This window comes from Herbidospora sp. NBRC 101105, assembly GCF_030269205.1.
Classification (GTDB): domain Bacteria; phylum Actinomycetota; class Actinomycetes; order Streptosporangiales; family Streptosporangiaceae; genus Herbidospora; species Herbidospora solisilvae.
Map to the genome: position 1 here is coordinate 248,236 of NZ_BSSX01000007.1, position 16,826 is coordinate 265,061.

Sequence of the window (16,826 nt, forward strand, 5' to 3'; positions counted from 1 at the left end):
TCTCCCGAAGCAGGCCGGCTCCGAGGCGGCGTTTTCCTGTGGCCCGCTGCCGGTGGTTCGGCGTGGTCAGTCGGCCAATGCCGAGCGGGCCGCCTCGATGTCGGCCTCCAACGACCGGTCTTCCGGGGTCTCGCCGGTGCGGATGGCCAGGGCGCGGTCGGCGGCGACCAGTTCGCAGGCCAGGATGATCTCGTAGGGCTCCCGCGCGGCCAGGCAGGCCCGCGCCGCCTGGGTGCCGAACCCGGCGTGGTCTTCGACGCTGCGCGACAGGACCGCGCCGCCCAGGGTCACCGGGGCGGCGAGCTGGCGCAGGGAGGCGAGGGCGTCGTGGGCGACGTACTCGAGGATCAGGGCGCCCGACTTCCCGGGTGACCCGGCGAGGAAGGGCAGCAGGCCGGTGTAGGCCGGTTCCATCAGCGTGGCCAGGCGGGCGGTCGAGAGCGAGGCCGTCTGCACCAGCGCGGCCCGCAGGGCGTCGAGGGCCAGCGCGACCGGCGCGGTGTGGAAGTTGCCGTTGTGCCAGGCCGCCTCGCCCGCGATCAGTGGGTTCTCGGCCGCCGAGTTCATGTCGATGGTGACCGCCCGCCGGGCCAGGTCGAGGGCGTCGAACGCCGCGCCGTGGACCTGCGGCAGCGCGCGGTAGCCGTAGGGGTCCTGGAGACGGCCGGCGGGGGAGTGGTCGTCGAGCAGGGCGCTCAGCGCGGCGGCGACCCTGGCCTGACCGGGGTGGCGGCGGGCGCGCTGGACCTCGTACGCGAGCGGTTCGACCGACGCCCCGGCGGCCCGCCACGTGCGGGCGGCGACCCGCACCGACGCCTCCAGCAGCCGGGCCAGATCGGCGCAGGCCAGCGCGGCGTCGGCCAGGGTGAGGGCGTTGGAGCTGATGAACGGCAGGGCGTCGGCGGAGGCCAGCCGGAAGCGGGGACCGTTCCAGGGCGTCTCGCCGAGCAGGCAGAGCGCCGTGGTGGACAGGGCGGTGAGATCGCCGGTGCCGATCGCGCCGTAGAGCCGGACCGGCGGGACGGCCCGTCCGTTGATCGCCTCGGCCAGGACGGGCAGCAGCGCCGGGTTGATCCCCGAACCGCCGCGCAGGAGCTGGTTGAGGCGGACCGTCAGCATCGCGGTCGCGCGGGCCGGTTCGATCAGCGGCCCGGCGCCCCCGGCGTGGCTGCGCAGCAGGTCGAGGCCCGGTTCGTGCACCTCGACGTCTTTGTTGGCCCCCACGCCGGTGGTGCGGCCGTAGACCGGGCCGGTCTGCTCCCGGGCGGCGGCGAAGGCGTCTTCGGCCCGGGCCGGGGAGCCCAGCTCGACCTTCGCCGTGCCGTAGCCGACCGCCCTGACCTCGTCGCAGGTCAGGGTCGAGCCGTCGAGCAGGACAGTCCTAGTCGTCAATTCCGAGGATCAGGTCGAGCAGCCAGGAGATCACGCCGATGATGATCGCTCCCCAGAAGGCCGCCCAGAACCCGGCGACCTCGAACGGGAGCGTCAGCTGGTCGGCGATCCAGCTGGTCAGGAGCAGCAGGCCGGCGTTCACGACGAGCGCGAACAGACCCAGCGTGAGGACGTAGAAGGCGCAGCCGATCGTTTTGATGATCGGCTTGAGGAGGGCGTTGATCACCCCGAAGATCAGCGCCACCGCGAGCAGCGTGCCGATCTCTTTGGCGGTCGACTCGCCGCCGACCGTGATTCCGTCGACGACGCGGGTCGACACCCACAATGCCGCCGCGACCACGAGGATCTTGACGATGTATTTCACGATGGTGATCCTCGCACGTCCGGCCCGCTCTGGGCGAAGGTCGCGTGACTCTGACCCGTTGTTGGGCATAGGTGGTGATCGTCCCGGGAAATCACCGCTTGGGGGTGGGCCAGATCATGAACGTCGACCAGCTCGAACAGCTCTCCGCGAAGGAACTGCACGACCGCGCGGTCCGGTATGCCGTGCGCCACGGCGACTTCGGGTTCCTGTGGGACCTGCTGAAGGTCATCCCGGCCGCCCAGGGCGCCAGCGGCCGCGAGGAGGAGACCGCCAACGACCTGAGCAGGGTTTCGGCGCTGCTGAGCGACGCCATGGCCGCGGGCGAGGGCAAGCTGGGAGAGGCACTGCGGCCGGTCTACATCGAGTACCTCTCCAAGCACAACGACCTCGACGACTAGCTCGCCTTGACGTCGGGCCCGTAGACGAGGAACCCCGGCGTGCTGGTCACCCGGCCGTCGAGCCCGGTGAGCATCACGTCGTAGGGGGTCGCCTGGGTGTCCTTCGGCAGCGCGATCTCCCGGGCGAACCGGCGGGCCCGGACCGAGCCCATGGCGTGCAGCGCCGTGGCGTACGCCCCTGCCGTCGCGAGGTCGGGCCCGACGACGGTCACCGAGGCCAGGTCGCCCTGGGCGCCCGAGCCGTTCGGCCGTTCGGCGGTGGCGACCGCCAGGTCGTGGGCGAAGACCACCCGTGACACGGCCCCCTCGCTGGGGTCCTTGAGCCCGACCCGCCACGGCACCCCCGGCCGGGCCGATCCCCGGACGCGGACGTCGCCGTCGGCGCTGACGCAGTGGTCCACCGCCCCGGCGGCGGCCAGCGCGCGGGACACCCGTTCGAGGGCCCAGTCGCGCACGTATCCGGATCCGGCCGCCTCGCCCGTCGCGCCGCCGAAGAACCCGTCCGTGATCTTGTCGAGCTCGGCGATCCGCTGGAGCACCTCGGTCAGTTCGGGCGCCGCCTCCTCGGGCGTGATCTCCTTGCGCGCCAGCCGGTTGAGCTGGCTGTCGGGCTTGCGGGTGCTGAACGTTTCTTCGACCCAGCGCAGCCACCGGAACGCGTCGTCGAGGAGCGGGCGCAGCTCCCGCTGCGGGAGAGCCGTACGGATGTCGATCCCGACATGCGATCCCATGAGGTCCTCAGCTCGGTGAGCACCGGGGAAGCGGTCGATGCGGCGGGTGGTGGTGTCCGTAGAGGTAGTCATCGCACTCCTTCGTCTCCGAGCAGAGATACGCGCCGGAGCAGGGACGCGTTCAAGCCCGATAACGATTCAATCTCAGAACGTTCGTCCCTTTTAAGAGGTATGTCGGATTATTTACTTTACTCAGCGACTTTTCATGAACCGACGGCAGAATGTCCGCTGTGCCAGAGACCCGAGTGCTCGTCGTGGACGACGAGCCCGAAGTGCGGACCGCCATCGCCCGCGCGCTCCGCGTCGAGGGCCACCGCGTGGCCAGCGCCGTCGACGGCGTGACCGCCCTGGCCGCCATCGCCGGGAACGCTCCCGACGTGGTCGTCCTGGACGTGATGATGCCCGACATGGACGGCCTGGAGGTCTGCCGCCGCCTGCGCAAGAACGGCGACCGCACCCCCGTCCTGATGCTGACCGCGCTCGACGGCGTGGGTGACCGGGTGGCCGGTCTGGACGCCGGCGCCGACGACTACCTGGTCAAGCCGTTCGCCCTGGAGGAGCTCTTCGCCCGCGTCCGCGCGCTGCTGCGGCGGGCGGCCCCGCCCCCGGAGACCTCCTTCGCCGACCTGCACCTGCTGCCCGACCGCCGCCAGGCCCGCCGCGGCACCCGGGTCTTCGACCTCACCCGCACCGAGTACGCGCTGCTGGACCTCCTGATCCGCAACGGCGGCCAGGTGCTGACGCGGGAGGTCATCCTGGAGCGGATCTGGGGCTACGAGTTCACCCCCGGGTCGAACTCCCTGGAGGTCTACATCCGCTACCTGCGCCGCAAGACCGAGGCCGACGGGGAACCCCGGCTCATCCAGACCGTCCACGGCCTGGGCTACGCCCTGCGGTCCCCGGGGCGGGAGCGCTCGTGAAACTGCACTGGCGGATGGCCCTGGCCTCGGCGCTGGCCGGCGCGGTCAGCGTCAGCGTGGTCGTCTACGCGGCCTACCGGATCACCTGCAACCGCTTCGAGTCGGCGATGGGCAGCTACGGCTACCGCCCGCCGTCGGGCGTGCTGGCCGGCCTCGCCGAGGTGACCGACCTCGGCTGGCCCTTCTTCGCCATCGCCCTCGGCGGCCTGTGCCTGTCGGGGGCGCTGGGCTGGATCGCCGCCTGGACGGGCCTGCGCCCCGTCGGCAAGTTCAAGGACGCCGCCCGCCGGGTGGCCGACACCAGCGACCTGACCACCCGGATCGACGTCACCGGCGACGACGAGCTCGGCAGCCTCGCCCGCAGCTTCAACACGATGCTCGACGCCCTGGAACGCTCGGCCAAGGCCCAGAAACGCCTGGTCGCCGACGCGTCGCACGAACTGCGCACCCCCCTGACGGCGGTGCGCACCAACGCCGAGCTCCTCCAGCGCGGCCGCCTGCCCGCCGAGGAGCGCGAGGAGGTGGCCGCCGCGGTGATCAGCGGCCTGGAGGAGCTCACCGGCCTGGTCTCCGACATCGTCGAACTCGCCCGCGACGAGGAACCCCAGGCCCTGGTGGAGCCGCTGCGCCTGGACGAGATCGTGTCCAGGGAGATCACCCGCGCCTCCTCCCACTGGCCCCTGACCAGATACACCTCCGACCTGGACCCCGTGGTGGTCCTGGGCGTCGCCGACCGGCTCTCCCGGGCGGTCGGCAACGTCCTGGACAACGCCGCCAAGTACAGCCCCGCCGGCGCGACGGTCGAGGTCCTGCTGCGCGACGGCGAGCTGACCGTCCGCGACCACGGCCCCGGCATCGCCGTCGAGGACCTCCCGCACGTCTTCGACCGCTTCTACCGCGCCTCCGCCGCCCGCGCCATGCCCGGCTCCGGCCTGGGCCTGGCGATCGTCCGCCAGGTCGTCGACAGCCACGGCGGCTCGGTCTCCGCAGGTCCCGCCCCCGGCGGCGGCACGCTCGTGAAACTGGCCTTCCCGTAGGGTGCTTTTCATGGGAGATGTACGGGTTACCCGGACCCCATCCGGTTTCGTGGCGACCAACGAGCGGGGCGCGCAGGTGGCCCTCGGGCACGGCGACGGCGAGTTCGGCGCGGTCGAACTGCTCCAGGTCGCCGTGGGCGCCTGCAACGCGATGACCGTCGAGCCGCTGACCACGCAGCGCGGCCTCCGGCTCCCTGAACTTTCTGTGACGATCAGCGCGGAAAGGTCAGCGCCGACCCTGCTGGGCAAAGTGACGGTCAGCTACGAAATCGAGCTGCCCGAGGGCATGCCGATGGCGAAGTTCCACGAAATAGCCCAGCGTGTACACGACAGACACTGCATCGTGAGCCGATCCCTGGAAGCCGGGACCGAGGTCAAGCTCGACCTGCCGGACTCCTGAGACTTAGACCAACAACCGGCAGTGCCATTGCGCGGTCCTTAAGGTCGGTTCAGTAACGTGGAAGCAGGTCAAGGGGGCTGGAAAGCCACCACACAAGCCTTTTTCCCATAAGGGCGCGGAGGGGGAACCGCGCCCGAGAGCGGGGGAAGCCGTCCAGACGCCTTTGGGGGAGGGCGTCTCGGCGGCACCGCTTGGAGTCGGGGCCGGCGCAGTTGGGGGACTGCGTCGGCCCCGACGTATGTCCGGCGACAGTCACAGCAGATCGGGCAGCAGCGACTCGAGAACGGCCTCCTCATGGACGGCCACCCCGCGGTCCCGCATCACCGTCTCCAACCGGGGATCCCAGGGCGTGGCGACCGGCCGCCCGTGGAGCGTCGTGGCCCGGTCGTCGGCGGGCACGGCCGATTCGTAGTCGTCGGCCGACATCCGCCACGGTTCGGCTCCCAGACCGATGATCCGCCGGGCGATCGCCAGGCCCGGCCAGTCGAAGTCCCCGTGGTAGCGCACGTTCACGCGCTGGCCGGCCAGTCTCCGCAGCAGCAGGAGCCCCGCGGCGGCGGGGTTGCCGTAGAGGCACATGAGTGGATGCTCCGCCGGTGTCCTGATCGCCGCCTGCAGCACCTGCGGGTTCTCACACGCGAACACCGGCCCGCCCGCCGGATGGTAGCGGACGTCGGCCCGCAGCAGTTCGTGCACGGTGAGGTGGGTCGCCAGGCCGAGATCGGCACGCTCCCGCATCATCGCCGACCAGCGGTCGAGACCGGGCGGGCGCAATCCCCAGACCAGGACGGTTCCCGACAGCTGATCGGCGATCACCCCGGCGCCGTGCCACAGGTCCCGCCGGTCCGCGGCCGTCTCGGGCGGCGGCGATCCTTGGGCCGCCGCCAGTGCCCGCAGCACGAGCGAGGCCACCAGGCGGCCGTCGTCGAGGCCGTGGGCGTCACCGAGATGCCGGGCGGCGAGTTCGGCCCGTTCCCACTGGCGGTCGCCGGCGCCGTCGGCGAAGAGATCGTCGAGGATCGGCGCCGCCTGACCGATCGCGTGCAGGGACGCGGCGACCCCGACCCGGGTGAGCAGCCCCGACCTGCGAAGCCCCGCCACGTAGGCGGCGCCCCAGGGCGGCCGGGCGACACGTTCGTCGATCAGCGAGAAGACCTCCGACCACGACTCCCGGGCCCGTTCCCTGACGGCCGTACGGTCGACGAGCGCCCGCCCGGTGATCTCGGCCACGACCGTGAGCAGCCCGTGTGCCGCCGCGGACCGGCGAAGCGCCTCGTCGAGCACGTCCAGCGCGACCCGGACGCGCCCGGGGGTGATCCGCCGGGAGAGCAGCCCGGAAAGGTGGGCGGCGCCCGAGTCGTCAAGGGTCACGGTGACGACTCCCTCTATGGCGAGTCGTTGGCGCTCCAGTTTGCGGCGGACCGCCGCCCACAGAGGATCCAGACAAGGGTCGGACAGGTAACGGCGGGTGGCGGGCGGAATCGTGGTGGTCATCCGGTCGCCCTCAGGTGTTTGTTCCTGCCGTCCCAGTGAATGTGGATGGTGGCCGCCGGGCTGTCGTCGCCACGGCGGATCTCGTAGCAGTCCAGGGACGGCACCTCGGGGTAGCAACCCCAGAGGGCATGACCGGTCATCACGAAGTCGATGTCCAGACGGACCAGCAATCCCATGAGGACCGCGATCGTCTGGTCGTCGACCTTGGCGAAGGCGTCGTCGAGCAGGAGCAGCCGGAGCGGTGACGACGCGTCGGGCAGACCGGAGAGGTAGGCGTCGGCCGCCGCGAACAGGGCGACGTAGGACACGAAACGCGTTTCGCCCTGGCTGAGCTTGGCGCGGCGACTGATCTTGCGTTCGCGGCCGGGTTCGGGGCCGGTGATCACGACCTCCACTTCGTGCCAGGCCCGGTAGTCGAGGGCCTCCCGCAGATGGGTGGTGTATCCGGCGCTCTCGTCGAGCGCGAAACGCTCGCCGACCCGGTTCTTGAGCAACTCGGTGAGCTCCGCCGACTGCTCCGGCGTGCGGATCACGTCGGCGGTCGAGACGAGCCGGCGGATCCGCCCGATGTCGGTCTTGGCCGCGTCGGTCAGCCGCCAGTGGAGGCGGACCCCGATGCCGTGGCTGGTGTGGATGGTCTTGAGGCTCTCGTTCATGGCCCTGATGAGATCCTCGGCCTGACCGAGCCGCTGCCGCAGTTCGTCGGCGATCCCGCCGAGCACGAACTCGGTGAACACCTCCTGCTCGCGGCTGCTCAGGGCGGCCTGGCCCTCTTCGTGCCGTCGCCTCAGCTCCGCCGCCGCGCCCACCACGGTGTGGCGGCCCGTTCCGTCGGCTATGGCCACGGTGTGGACGCCGTCGCGGATGCTGGGAATGATGTCGAACCCTCCGGCCAGCTCGCGTTCGAGCGTCTGCTGGGCCCTGGCGACCGCCGTCTCGTCGACGTCGGCGGACGGCCGGGACCGCAGGAGCGAGACCACCTTCTCCGCCACGGTCCGGACGTCGCCCGGAGTGACCGTTGAAAGGGGTTGCGGCAGGTCGGCCACATCGAGGGCGGCCTCGGCGAGGCCGGGAAGCCGCAGGACCGAACCGAAGCGGCGCCATTCATGGTCGAGGGCGCGTTCGGTCTCCCGAAGGGTCGCCTTCGAGGCGGTCACGGCGGCTTCGGCCGCGCCCTTCCTGCCCGCCAGTTCCTCCAGCCCCGCCCGGCCGGTCTTCAACTGACCGCGGCAGGTCTTGAGGTCGAGTTCGGCCGCGGCGAGTTCGCGCTTGATCCGGGCGGCGTCGGCCCCGATGGTGGCCCGGGTGGCCGCCAGCCGGCTGGCTTCGGCGTGCCAGTCGCTCCAGTCGCCCTCGGCGCGGGTCTCCGCCTCCGTGCGGTTGCGCCGCTGGTCGACGACCTCGTCCATCGCACTGGCGTGCCGCCGCATGGCGGTGCCGACGGCGTTGACGTCGGTGACGGCCTGACGGCACTCCCTGATCGCGGTTGTCGTACGGGCGATGACCGTGCTCAGCTCGTCCGCGGTGCTGGGCAGTCCGAAGTCGGCGCAGACGGCCCGATGCCGCTTCAGCTGGGCGGACCATTCTGCACGGAGCTCCTGGGCCGCCTCCCGGCGACGGGTCGCTTCCTTCTCCACATGCGCCGCCCGGGTGGTCGCCGCTTTGGCGAGGGCGTGTGCGGTCGTCAAGGTGTGGCTGGTGGGAGCCGTCCGGACGTGGGAGTTGAGGTCGCGCTGCCGGTCGGTCAGTTCCTTGGTGAGTGTCCGGCGCCGTTCTCTGCCGGCCGCGATCCGGGCGAGGTCGGCCGCGATCTCCGCCAAGCGGGCGGCCCGGGCGGCGGCTCGGGCGGCGGCGCCGACGTAACGGGCCATCGGCGGGTGATGGCGGCCGTGCAGCGGGCCGTTGCGCCACGTCCCGTCCACTCCCACCGACACCGGATGACCGGGGTCGCCGAGGGCGATCCTGCCGAGGATCGCGGCGACGGCGGGCGGCGCCGACTCGACCGGGACCAGCACTCGATCCGCCGACCTCGCGGCGAGAGGACCATCGGCCCGGACGAGCAGGTCACCGTCGGCCGCGGTCACCGAGCCGTCGGCGGTGACGGTGGCGGTGAGCAGGCCGGAGGCCAGAAGTGCTCCCTCCAGGCCGGCTCGGTCGGTCTCTGGAACCGAGTCGGCGAACTCGACGGCGCGCCAGAGCGGCCACTCGCCAGAGCGGACCCATCCAGGTGTGGGCGGGTCGGGATCGACGGCACTGTGCAGGGCGTCGCGTTCCACTGTCAGCCGGTGCTCCTCAGCGCGCGCGGCCGACTCCTCCGAGCGGAGGTCGGCGAGCCGGTCGGACAGGGCGGTGCGGGCGGGCTCGGCCGCCCGCTGCGCAGTCTGGTCAAGGGGCGTGAGGTCGTCGGCGGGTTCGTCGCCGCACAGGGCGTCGGGGTCCTGCAGCAGCCGGGAGATCGGGTACTTCTCCCAGTCGGTGCCTGGGAGCAGATGCACCGTCTGGGGGTTGGCGACCCACACGCGCCAGGCGGCCCCCAGGGCGCGGGCCGCGTCGTCGCGTGCGGCCCAGGCCGTCTCCTCCGCCTCTCGCTCGGTGACGAGGGCCGCGGCCGCGTCGGCGGCCCTCTCCTCCGCCGACTCGACCGCCTTCGCCTTCTTCTCCACCTCCGCCGCCTGCTCCCGGCGGGCCACGGCGTGGACGCCGCGCTGTTTGGCCGCCTCCTGGATGAGGGACACCTGGGCGGCCACCCCGGACGGATCGGCGGGGGCGACGGCGACCGACAACGGCTGCCGTCGGACCGCTGATTCGGGTTCGGTGTCCTTATGGGTGCGGATGAGCTCGGACTCGGTCGGCGGAGCCGAAAGTGTCACCCCCACGGGAACGGGGAGGACAACGGTCATCCCGGCGTCCTCCAGGGCACTCCGCGCCTCTTCCATGGCTTGGGCCGCGCGCTCGGCGGAGTCGGCCAGCTCTCCCGCTCGATCGTCGGCGTCGGCGGCGGCCTTCTCCTCCGCCAGCCGGGCGGCGGCCGCGGCGAGGAGGGCCGTGTCGGCGGCTTTGCCGAGTGCCGTCACCTTCGCCTCGCGGTCCTCCAGATCGCGGAGACCGGCGTACTCCGTGGAGTCGCGGATGCCGTCGATGGTGCGGGAGAGCTCCTCCGCGCGATCCGACAGCTCGGCCACCTTCTCCCCTGCCAGGGTGTGTTCCTCGACGAGAGCGTGGAGCGTGGTGTGGGCGTGGTCGTGCGCCTTCATGGCGTCGTCCGCCACTCCTGCCGATCTCTGGGCGCGCAGCGCGGCCGCCCGGACGACTCCGGTGGCGTACTTCCGGTAGGTCCGCAGGAATTCGGTGAGATGCCCGTTCGCTGTCGCGAGACGCTGCTGGGCGGCCCTGGTCTCGGTGAGCCCGTCGAGTCGTTCGCCCGCCTGCGCCAGCGCGGCCTCACTCAGCGGAGGCAGCGCGTCGGAGAGGATCTGAGGCAGCCGGCCCTCTTCGATGCGGTTGCCGACGTCGGGTGAGCGAAGCGTACGCAGGAGTTCGAGCAAACCCGCGTATCGGTCCTTGCCCGCGTGTCCGGTGAGGCCGAAGACCTGTGACTGCACCCGCTCGCGGTGGGTCTCGGCCCGGTCGGTGATCTGATCCGCACCCACCAGCCTGGTCAGTTCGTCGCGTGACAGCGGCATCCGGTCGGCTCCCAGAAGCGGCAGTTCGGTCCCGACCCGCAGCGGGGTGACGAAGTAGCGGACCTTGGCCTCTCCGGTGGAGGCGGAGAAGCGGACCTGCGCCCCCAGCGTGAGGTGGCGTGGTTGCTCACCGGTCACCGGGCTTCGGGTGAGCTCCAACCAGAGATATCCGAGCCGGTTGTGCTGCTCTCCGGCTCCGGTGCGCATGAGGTCTTCGAGCCGGACCTTGCCCGAGCCCGTGGCGTCCATCCGCCGGCGGTCGCCGTCGAGCAGGAATGGCAGCAGCATCTCCAGTGCCCGTGACTTGCCGGATCCGTTGCTGCCCCGGAGGATCAGGCGGCCGCCGCTCAGTGTGAACTCGGTGTCGTAGTAGTACCAGACGTTGACGATCCCGGCCCGGTTGAGCCGCAGCCGCCCGGGGTGGTGCTTGGGCGGTGTGGTCATTCGGCAGCTCCTTCGTCGACGGGGAAGAGGGGTTCCGGTTCGAGCCGTTTCCTGGCCCGGGTGAGGCCGTCGGACGGCAGCACTTCGGGCCGATAACGGGCGGCCGCCGGATGGACCACCAGGTCGGTCGACGACACCGTTGCGAGGCCGACCGACTCCAGCAGGGCCGCGATGGTCTTCCGGCTTCGGGGCAGGTCGGTCGTCAGGTCACCGAGAGCCCTGGGGTGAGCCGCCGCGAGATCGGTGAGCACACCGTCGATGTGACTCCACTCGACGGACCGGCCGGCTGGATTCCAGGGCCCGGCCGATTCCGTCGTCAGCGCCCCGATCAGGAGGAGTGCCGCCTGCTTCGTCTTGCCGTTGCCCGGGAAGGCGACATCGGTGAGCGAACCTTCGTCGTCGTAGGCGAGCGCGCCCTCGGCCCGGACCTCGAGGGTCAGGCCGAACGTCTCGTCCAGCACGCGGGCCAGTTCCGTTCGCTCGCGGCTCAGCACGTCACGTTCGGCGTCGGAGAGATCGGCCCGGTGCACCATGGGGTTCTCGACGAGCCTGCGCCGCAGGCTCCGGCGCGGCTGGTCGGCGTCGGGCGGGTTCTCCCACATTTGTTCGGGCGCCGTCAAAGGATGGAGCGGGCGGCTGAGCAGGTGGGGCAGCATCGCCCGGTTGATCGTCAGAAGGGCTTCGTCCTTACGTTCTCCCCAGGCCGTGACCGTTCCGTCAGTCTCGGTGACGACGCCCGTGCCGATGAGGTAGGCGATGGCGGCGACCAGGTTGCGCCGTTCGGGAAGGGTGTCGCCGAGAGGGATGCCGGCGGTAACGGCGTCGGCGCGGACCTGCTCGATGAGCTGGGAGACGAGGATCTGGTCACCGGTGTCGGGGGCGAGCAGGCTCGCGCACACCAGCGCCAGCAGGGCGTAGGCCGGCGGGTCAAACGCCAGGCCGCTGGCCCGGACGGCGGGTCTGACGGGCGCCTCGGGCGTCAGCGGCGCCTTGACGAGCCTGGCGAACCGTGACTCGACCACCAGGGTGTATCCGAGGGAGGTGGCGAACGCCGACTTGAGTGCGACCGCATGCCTGCGGATCAGCGAGAACTCCTCAGGGTGCCGATCGAGAGTGATCATCGGGTGGGCGAGCAGCGCCCGCGCAGCCGTCCTGCGGTCGGCGGCGGAGTGATGTGACGTGGTCATCCGGTCGCACTCCCGCCTAGCGGGATGACCTGCAGGCCGAGGTCGGAGAGCACGGCGGTACCGCCGTCAGTGGAGATGCGCGTGAGGTCTCCGGCCCGGCCGTGGAGCTCGAAACCGAGATCGGGCACCCGCACCACCGACCGGCCGGTCTCATCGGACGCGGCGGCGAACAGCCTGCCCAGATGGTCCAGCAGCACATCCCATGCCGCCGTGGACAGGCGGCTCCCATCGAGGTCACCGGCTGCGAGAAGTTCCGCGACGGCGGCTGTGAGCCCTGCCCGGTCACGTTCGGCCGCCCAGTGATGGTGCCGGATGTGGGCGGCCGGATCGGGTACGCGGGAATCGCGTCCGCGCGCGTTCCGGTCGCCTCTCTCGCGCAGGGAGACGGGCACCCGGACGGGGGCCGCGGCCAGCCAGGAGGTGCCGGGTGTGGCCTTCGCGTCCGGCTCGGCAGGGCCGAGTGCCAGATGGCGGGAGGGGTAGGCGCCGAAGGCCGCGGCGAAGATCCGATGTGCTTCCTGATCGTCGGCTTCGGCGAACCATCGGGCCAGCTTCAGCAGGTCGGATCGGCGAGACACCCCCGTTCCGCCGGCCGCCAGCATCCGTTTGGCGTTCGTGATGAGCTGGCCGAGTGCCCGCTCGGCGGCGGAGCGGAGCCGGGCGGGACCCGACTGGCCGTCGTACCAGGCGATGAGCTGGTCCCATTCCGAGCGGTTGCGGCCCGGCGAGCGCTCGGCCGGAGTGCCGTCGTGACCTTGAAGGCCCGGCAGGGTGTCCAGAAGCCCCAGCAGCCGGTCAAGCTGGGGTGCGATGCGGGTGAGGCGGTCGGCGACGGCCGGGGCGTGCCTGGCCACGTCGGCGGTGATCAGGTCGACGTAGGCCAGCAGCATGCTTTTGAACTGGGCGTATTCGGACCCGGCCAGGTCGTAGCGGACGAGCACCTGGTGGAGATAGGCGTAGAAGTCGCGCACGCTGTCGGTGAACAGCCGTTGATTGTTGAAAACGGTCGTGACGTCCGCGGCCAACGCCTCGGCGTCGCTTTCGCGCCCCGCGGACAGCCGGCTGAGAATCCGGTCGAGCAGGTCGACCGTTCCGCCCAGCAGTTCTCGGGCCACCTCCCGGGCTCCGCCTGTCGCGTTGAGCACTTCTTCGACCTGACGGTGGACCAGGCCGCCCAGTTTCGACACCTGATAACGCGACCGCGATCGGATCAGCTCATTCACCGAGGTGACGCGGGCGTCTCGTACGGACGGCACGAGATTGCCCCACGACCGCAATTTGGCGCAGCGGTCCTCGACGTCGTCAGTGGAGAGGGCGATTCCCTCCTCGCGGAGCAGAGCCGCCGCCTCGGCCGCCGAGAGATCGGTCATCAACGTGCCGGTGAACAGGCGCATCAGGGCGATGTACTGGTCGGCGTAGTCGGCGGTCGCGTATCGGTAGTGGTCGAGACGTGACGTGCGTTCTCCCTCGTCGTCCGGCATGCCTCTCCTGTCGTTCGCGAAAGGGACAAGCGCACCTTAAATCGCGGCGCCGACAGAAAAGGCGGAGATTCGACCATCAAATGCGGCGAGCATCAATGAAGTCACGGCTATTCGTATAAATTTTCGACTTCCGGTAAAAGGCCGAAGTTCATTTGGTTGGTCCTTAATCAGCCATTGACGGCGGCCATGAACTCCTCGTGGTGGCCGTACCAGACGTGGTGGTCCGCACCCTTGATCGTGACGGCCCCCGGAGTGTCCTCCGGGACGAACCGGCTCCCCTCCGCCCGGATGACCAGCCCTCCCTGCGTCGGCGTGTAGTCCCGCCCCCCGGAGTTCACCAGCAACGCCACCGCCGTCTCCACGTCGAAGTGCTTCGCCGCCGCCGCCTCCGCCTCCCGGTCGAACACGTCCCACCCCGGATGCCTCTCCGCCAGGGCCTCTAGGGTCCGCTTCGATCTCGCCTTCTCGTACGTCGCCCGCACCGCCTCCTCCGGCATCCGGTGACTCGCCCCGGTCGGAGCGTCCACGTACACGGCCCGGCGCGGGGTCAGGGCGGCCCCGAGGACGAACGACCCCATCGAGTGCGCCACCGCCAGGTCGACTTCAGAGGGCACCGCCCGGGCCACCTCCTCGGCCATCCGTTCGACCGTCGCGTCGCGCATGGGGGCGCTGCGTCCGTGGCCCGGCAGGTCGACCGCCACCACGCGGTAGCCCCGTGAGGCCAGGTCGGGGCCCACCCGCCACCAGCAGCCCGAGTCCGACAGGATGCCGTGCACCAGGACGGCCGTCTTCGGGCCGGTTCCCCATTCGCGGACGTTCAGCATGTCGCCTCCTCCTTGGTCAGGGTCGTGAGCAGGTCGGCCAGGATCTCCACGCCGTTCCTCGTCAGCACCGAGGCCGGGTGGAACTGCACGGAGGCGAACCCGGGGCCCATGAGCGCGTGGACCTCGTCTCCTTCCCGGCAGACCGCGATGTCGCCGATGGAGTCCGTTGGGCAGCGGGCGGCGAAGGTGTTGTAGAAGCCGGCCGGTTCCCTGCGGCCGAAGAACGGGATGGTGCGCTGGACGCCCTGGTTCGGGAACGGGTTGCGGGTGATGTCCAGGCCCAGGAGGGTGCACAGGATCTGGTGGCCCAGGCAGACCGACAGGAAGGGGATGCCCCGGTCGAGCAGTTCCCGGGTCGTCGAGCGGAGGCGGGCGATCTTCGGGTGGGTGAGGTCGCGGGGGTCGCCGGGGCCGGGGCCGACGATCACCAGGTCGTGGTCGGCGACGTCGAAGGGGTCGGAGTAGCGGGTCACCGTCACCTCGCAGCCCAGTGCCGTGATGATGTGGCGGGCCATCGCCGTGAAGGTGTCCTCCGCGTCGATGACCAGCACCTTCCGGCCGCACAGTTCGGGGACGCGGCGGTCGCGGCAGTCGGGGCCCTCGAACCAGAAGCCGGCCAGGGGCTCGTTGCGGGACATCAGCGCCTGGTAGATGGCCGGGTGGGCGCCCACGTCGGCGGGGGCGTCGCGGCAGGCGCCGCCCCGGAGGGCCTCCAGCAGGCCGGCGGCCTTGGCGCGGGTCTCGGCCGCCTCCGAGGCCGGGTCGCTGTCGCGGACCAGGGTCGCGCCGACCGAGACGCGCATGTCGCCCGACTCTGAGATGTCGGCGGTGCGGATCAGGATCGCCGAGTCGAGCGCCCGCTGTCCGCCGGGGTCGCGGCCGATCAGGGCCACCATGCCGGCGTAGTAGTCGCGGCCCTCCGGTTCGAACTTGGAGATCACGCGGCAGGCGCTCTCCAGCGGGCCGCCGGTCACGGTCGGGGCGAACAGGGTCTCGCGGAGGATGTCTCTCACGTCGAGGCTGCTGCGGCCCTCGATCAGGTATTCGGTGTGGGCGATGCGGGCGAGCTGCTTCAGGTGCGGGCCGACGGCCCGGCCGCCCTGGTCGCAGACGCGGCCCATCATCTTGAGTTCCTCGTCGAGGACCATGTAGAGCTCGCCGGCCTCCTTCTCGTCGTCCAGGAAGTCGAGCACCCCGGGCAGTTCGGGGCCGCCGCGCGGGTAGCGGTAGGTGCCGCTGATGGGGTTCATCACGACGGTGCCGGAGTCGAGGGTGATGTGGCGTTCGGGGGACGACCCGACGAACGTGCGGGTGCCGGTCCAGATCACGAACGTCCAGTGGGAGCCGGGGTCGCGGCCCAGGAGGCGGCGGAAGCAGGACAGGGCCGTGCGGGGGGACCACCCGTCGATGGACGCCTGGTAGGTGCGCTTGATGACGAAGTTGGCGCCGGTGCCCTCGCCGATCTCCTCGGCCAGGACACGGCGCACCACCGCCTCGTACTCCTCGTCGGAGGTGTCGAAGGAGCCCTCCCGCAACACGACGGGGTCGTCGGGGAGGACCTGGAGCGCGTCCTGGAGGGACAGCGTCGACTGGTCGGTCACGGTCATCGCCAGCAGCGGCGCGGCGTCGTCGGGGCAGGCGTAGCCGCGCTCCCTGATCTGGCGGTAGGGCAGGACGACGAGCGTCTCGTGGCGCGCGGGGCCCTCGTCCGAGAGGGGGATGTCGGCGATGCGCTCATGCCGGGAGACCTCGCCGGCCAGCACGTCGATGTCGGCCACGCCCGAACCCGGGCGGTGGAGCAGCGCGAACGGGGGCGGGTCGGCCCCCAGCAGCCGGGTCAGCATGTCGCCTCCAGGGCGTCCAGCACGCCGGCGGTCGGGATCGTCACGGCGCAGCGGGCGGCGGCGTAGTCGAGGGCCAGGCGGTGGAAGCCGGGGGTGAAGTCGGCGATCGCGTCGGCCACGACGAAGGTCTGGATGTCGTTGGAGAAACTCTCGTGGGCGGTCATCAGGATGCCCACGTGGGCGTACACGCCGCAGATGACGAGCTGGTCGCGGCCCCGCTCGCGGAGCAGGCGCAGCAGGTCGGTGCGGCAGAACGCGCTCGGCCGCCACTTGGTCAGCACCACGTCCTGCGGGGCGGGCTCCAGGGCGGGGACGATGGCCCGGTGGGCCGGGTCGGTGGTCATGCCGGGGCCCCAGAAGTCCATCAGCAGGCCCCGGTCCTCGCTGCTCATGCCGCCGGGCTGGGCGGTGTAGAAGACCGGCGCGCCGCACGCGGCGAACCGCTCCTTCAGCGCCGCGACGTTCTCCAGCAGCGCCGACGGATCGGTGAACGGGCTGAGGAAGTAGTTCTGCATGTCGTGGACGAGCAGCGCCGCCCGCCGGGGATCGACCTCCCACGGGGCGATGTTGTCGGGGAGGTCGGTCGGCATCGGGTAGGGCTCGATCGCGGGGATCGCCATGGCTCTT

At 71.2% G+C, this 16,826-nt stretch carries 14 protein-coding genes; 4 read left to right on the top strand and 10 right to left on the bottom strand.

The features are described 5' to 3' along the window. Positions 1-66: 66 nt before the first annotated feature. Entirely contained in the window at positions 67-1,392 is a 1,326-nt protein-coding gene (locus tag QSK34_RS27850; protein ID WP_285588186.1) for an aromatic amino acid lyase, read from the bottom strand. Next, positions 1,382-1,756 carry a phage holin family protein gene (locus QSK34_RS27855; protein ID WP_030456650.1) on the bottom strand — a complete coding sequence of 125 codons (375 nt, stop codon included), beginning with the start codon at positions 1,754-1,756 and terminating at the stop codon, positions 1,382-1,384. Before QSK34_RS27855 ends, QSK34_RS27850 begins: the two co-directional genes overlap by 11 nt. A 116-nt stretch (positions 1,757-1,872) precedes the next feature. On the opposite strand from QSK34_RS27855, the gene QSK34_RS27860 reads away from it, so the two are divergent. After that, positions 1,873-2,154, top strand: coding sequence for a hypothetical protein (locus QSK34_RS27860; protein WP_062341535.1), 282 nt, complete (start codon positions 1,873-1,875; stop codon positions 2,152-2,154). Here QSK34_RS27860 and QSK34_RS27865 read toward each other — a convergent pair. Further along, positions 2,151-2,957, bottom strand: coding sequence for an FAD:protein FMN transferase (locus tag QSK34_RS27865; RefSeq protein ID WP_285588192.1), 807 nt, complete (start codon positions 2,955-2,957; stop codon positions 2,151-2,153). The genes QSK34_RS27860 and QSK34_RS27865 overlap by 4 nt on opposite strands. A 158-nt stretch (positions 2,958-3,115) precedes the next feature. On the opposite strand from QSK34_RS27865, the gene QSK34_RS27870 reads away from it, so the two are divergent. Genes QSK34_RS27870 through QSK34_RS27880 form a run of 3 tightly spaced genes read left to right on the top strand, consistent with a single transcriptional unit; the run spans position 3,116 to position 5,242 of the window. Next, the gene (locus tag QSK34_RS27870; protein ID WP_285588194.1) at positions 3,116-3,805 is read left to right on the top strand and encodes a response regulator transcription factor; all 690 of its coding nucleotides are present in this window, start codon (positions 3,116-3,118) and stop codon (positions 3,803-3,805) included. After that, positions 3,802-4,842 carry a HAMP domain-containing sensor histidine kinase gene (locus QSK34_RS27875; protein WP_202610452.1) on the top strand — a complete coding sequence of 347 codons (1,041 nt, stop codon included), beginning with the start codon at positions 3,802-3,804 and terminating at the stop codon, positions 4,840-4,842. The genes QSK34_RS27870 and QSK34_RS27875 overlap by 4 nt, the downstream gene beginning before the upstream one ends. A 10-nt stretch (positions 4,843-4,852) precedes the next feature. Beyond that, the gene (locus QSK34_RS27880) at positions 4,853-5,242 is read left to right on the top strand and encodes an OsmC family protein (RefSeq protein WP_285588198.1); all 390 of its coding nucleotides are present in this window, start codon (positions 4,853-4,855) and stop codon (positions 5,240-5,242) included. 252 nt (positions 5,243-5,494) lie between these two features. Here the strand turns inward: QSK34_RS27880 and QSK34_RS27885 are convergent, their stop codons facing one another. The 7 genes from QSK34_RS27885 to QSK34_RS27915 all read right to left on the bottom strand — a co-directional run bounded on the left by QSK34_RS27885 (position 5,495) and on the right by QSK34_RS27915 (position 16,819). Further along, positions 5,495-6,736: a TIGR02679 family protein gene (locus tag QSK34_RS27885; RefSeq protein ID WP_285588199.1), complete on the bottom strand. Its 1,242-nt coding sequence runs from the start codon at positions 6,734-6,736 to the stop codon at positions 5,495-5,497. After that, positions 6,733-10,863: a TIGR02680 family protein gene (locus QSK34_RS27890; RefSeq protein ID WP_285588200.1), complete on the bottom strand. Its 4,131-nt coding sequence runs from the start codon at positions 10,861-10,863 to the stop codon at positions 6,733-6,735. Before QSK34_RS27890 ends, QSK34_RS27885 begins: the two co-directional genes overlap by 4 nt. Continuing rightward, positions 10,860-12,050, bottom strand: a complete 1,191-nt coding sequence (locus tag QSK34_RS27895; protein WP_285588202.1) for a TIGR02678 family protein — start codon at positions 12,048-12,050, stop codon at positions 10,860-10,862. The genes QSK34_RS27890 and QSK34_RS27895 overlap by 4 nt, the downstream gene beginning before the upstream one ends. Continuing rightward, on the bottom strand, positions 12,047-13,531 hold the full coding sequence (locus tag QSK34_RS27900; RefSeq protein ID WP_285588204.1) for a DUF2397 domain-containing protein: 1,485 nt from the start codon (positions 13,529-13,531) through the stop codon (positions 12,047-12,049). Before QSK34_RS27900 ends, QSK34_RS27895 begins: the two co-directional genes overlap by 4 nt. Positions 13,532-13,698: 167 nt before the next feature. Beyond that, positions 13,699-14,355, bottom strand: a complete 657-nt coding sequence (locus QSK34_RS27905; protein ID WP_285588206.1) for an alpha/beta fold hydrolase — start codon at positions 14,353-14,355, stop codon at positions 13,699-13,701. After that, positions 14,349-16,199, bottom strand: coding sequence for an anthranilate synthase family protein (locus QSK34_RS27910; protein WP_285588208.1), 1,851 nt, complete (start codon positions 16,197-16,199; stop codon positions 14,349-14,351). Before QSK34_RS27910 ends, QSK34_RS27905 begins: the two co-directional genes overlap by 7 nt. After that, positions 16,193-16,819: an isochorismatase family protein gene (locus QSK34_RS27915; RefSeq protein WP_285588210.1), complete on the bottom strand. Its 627-nt coding sequence runs from the start codon at positions 16,817-16,819 to the stop codon at positions 16,193-16,195. Before QSK34_RS27915 ends, QSK34_RS27910 begins: the two co-directional genes overlap by 7 nt. Between the last annotated feature and the right edge of the window lie 7 nt (positions 16,820-16,826).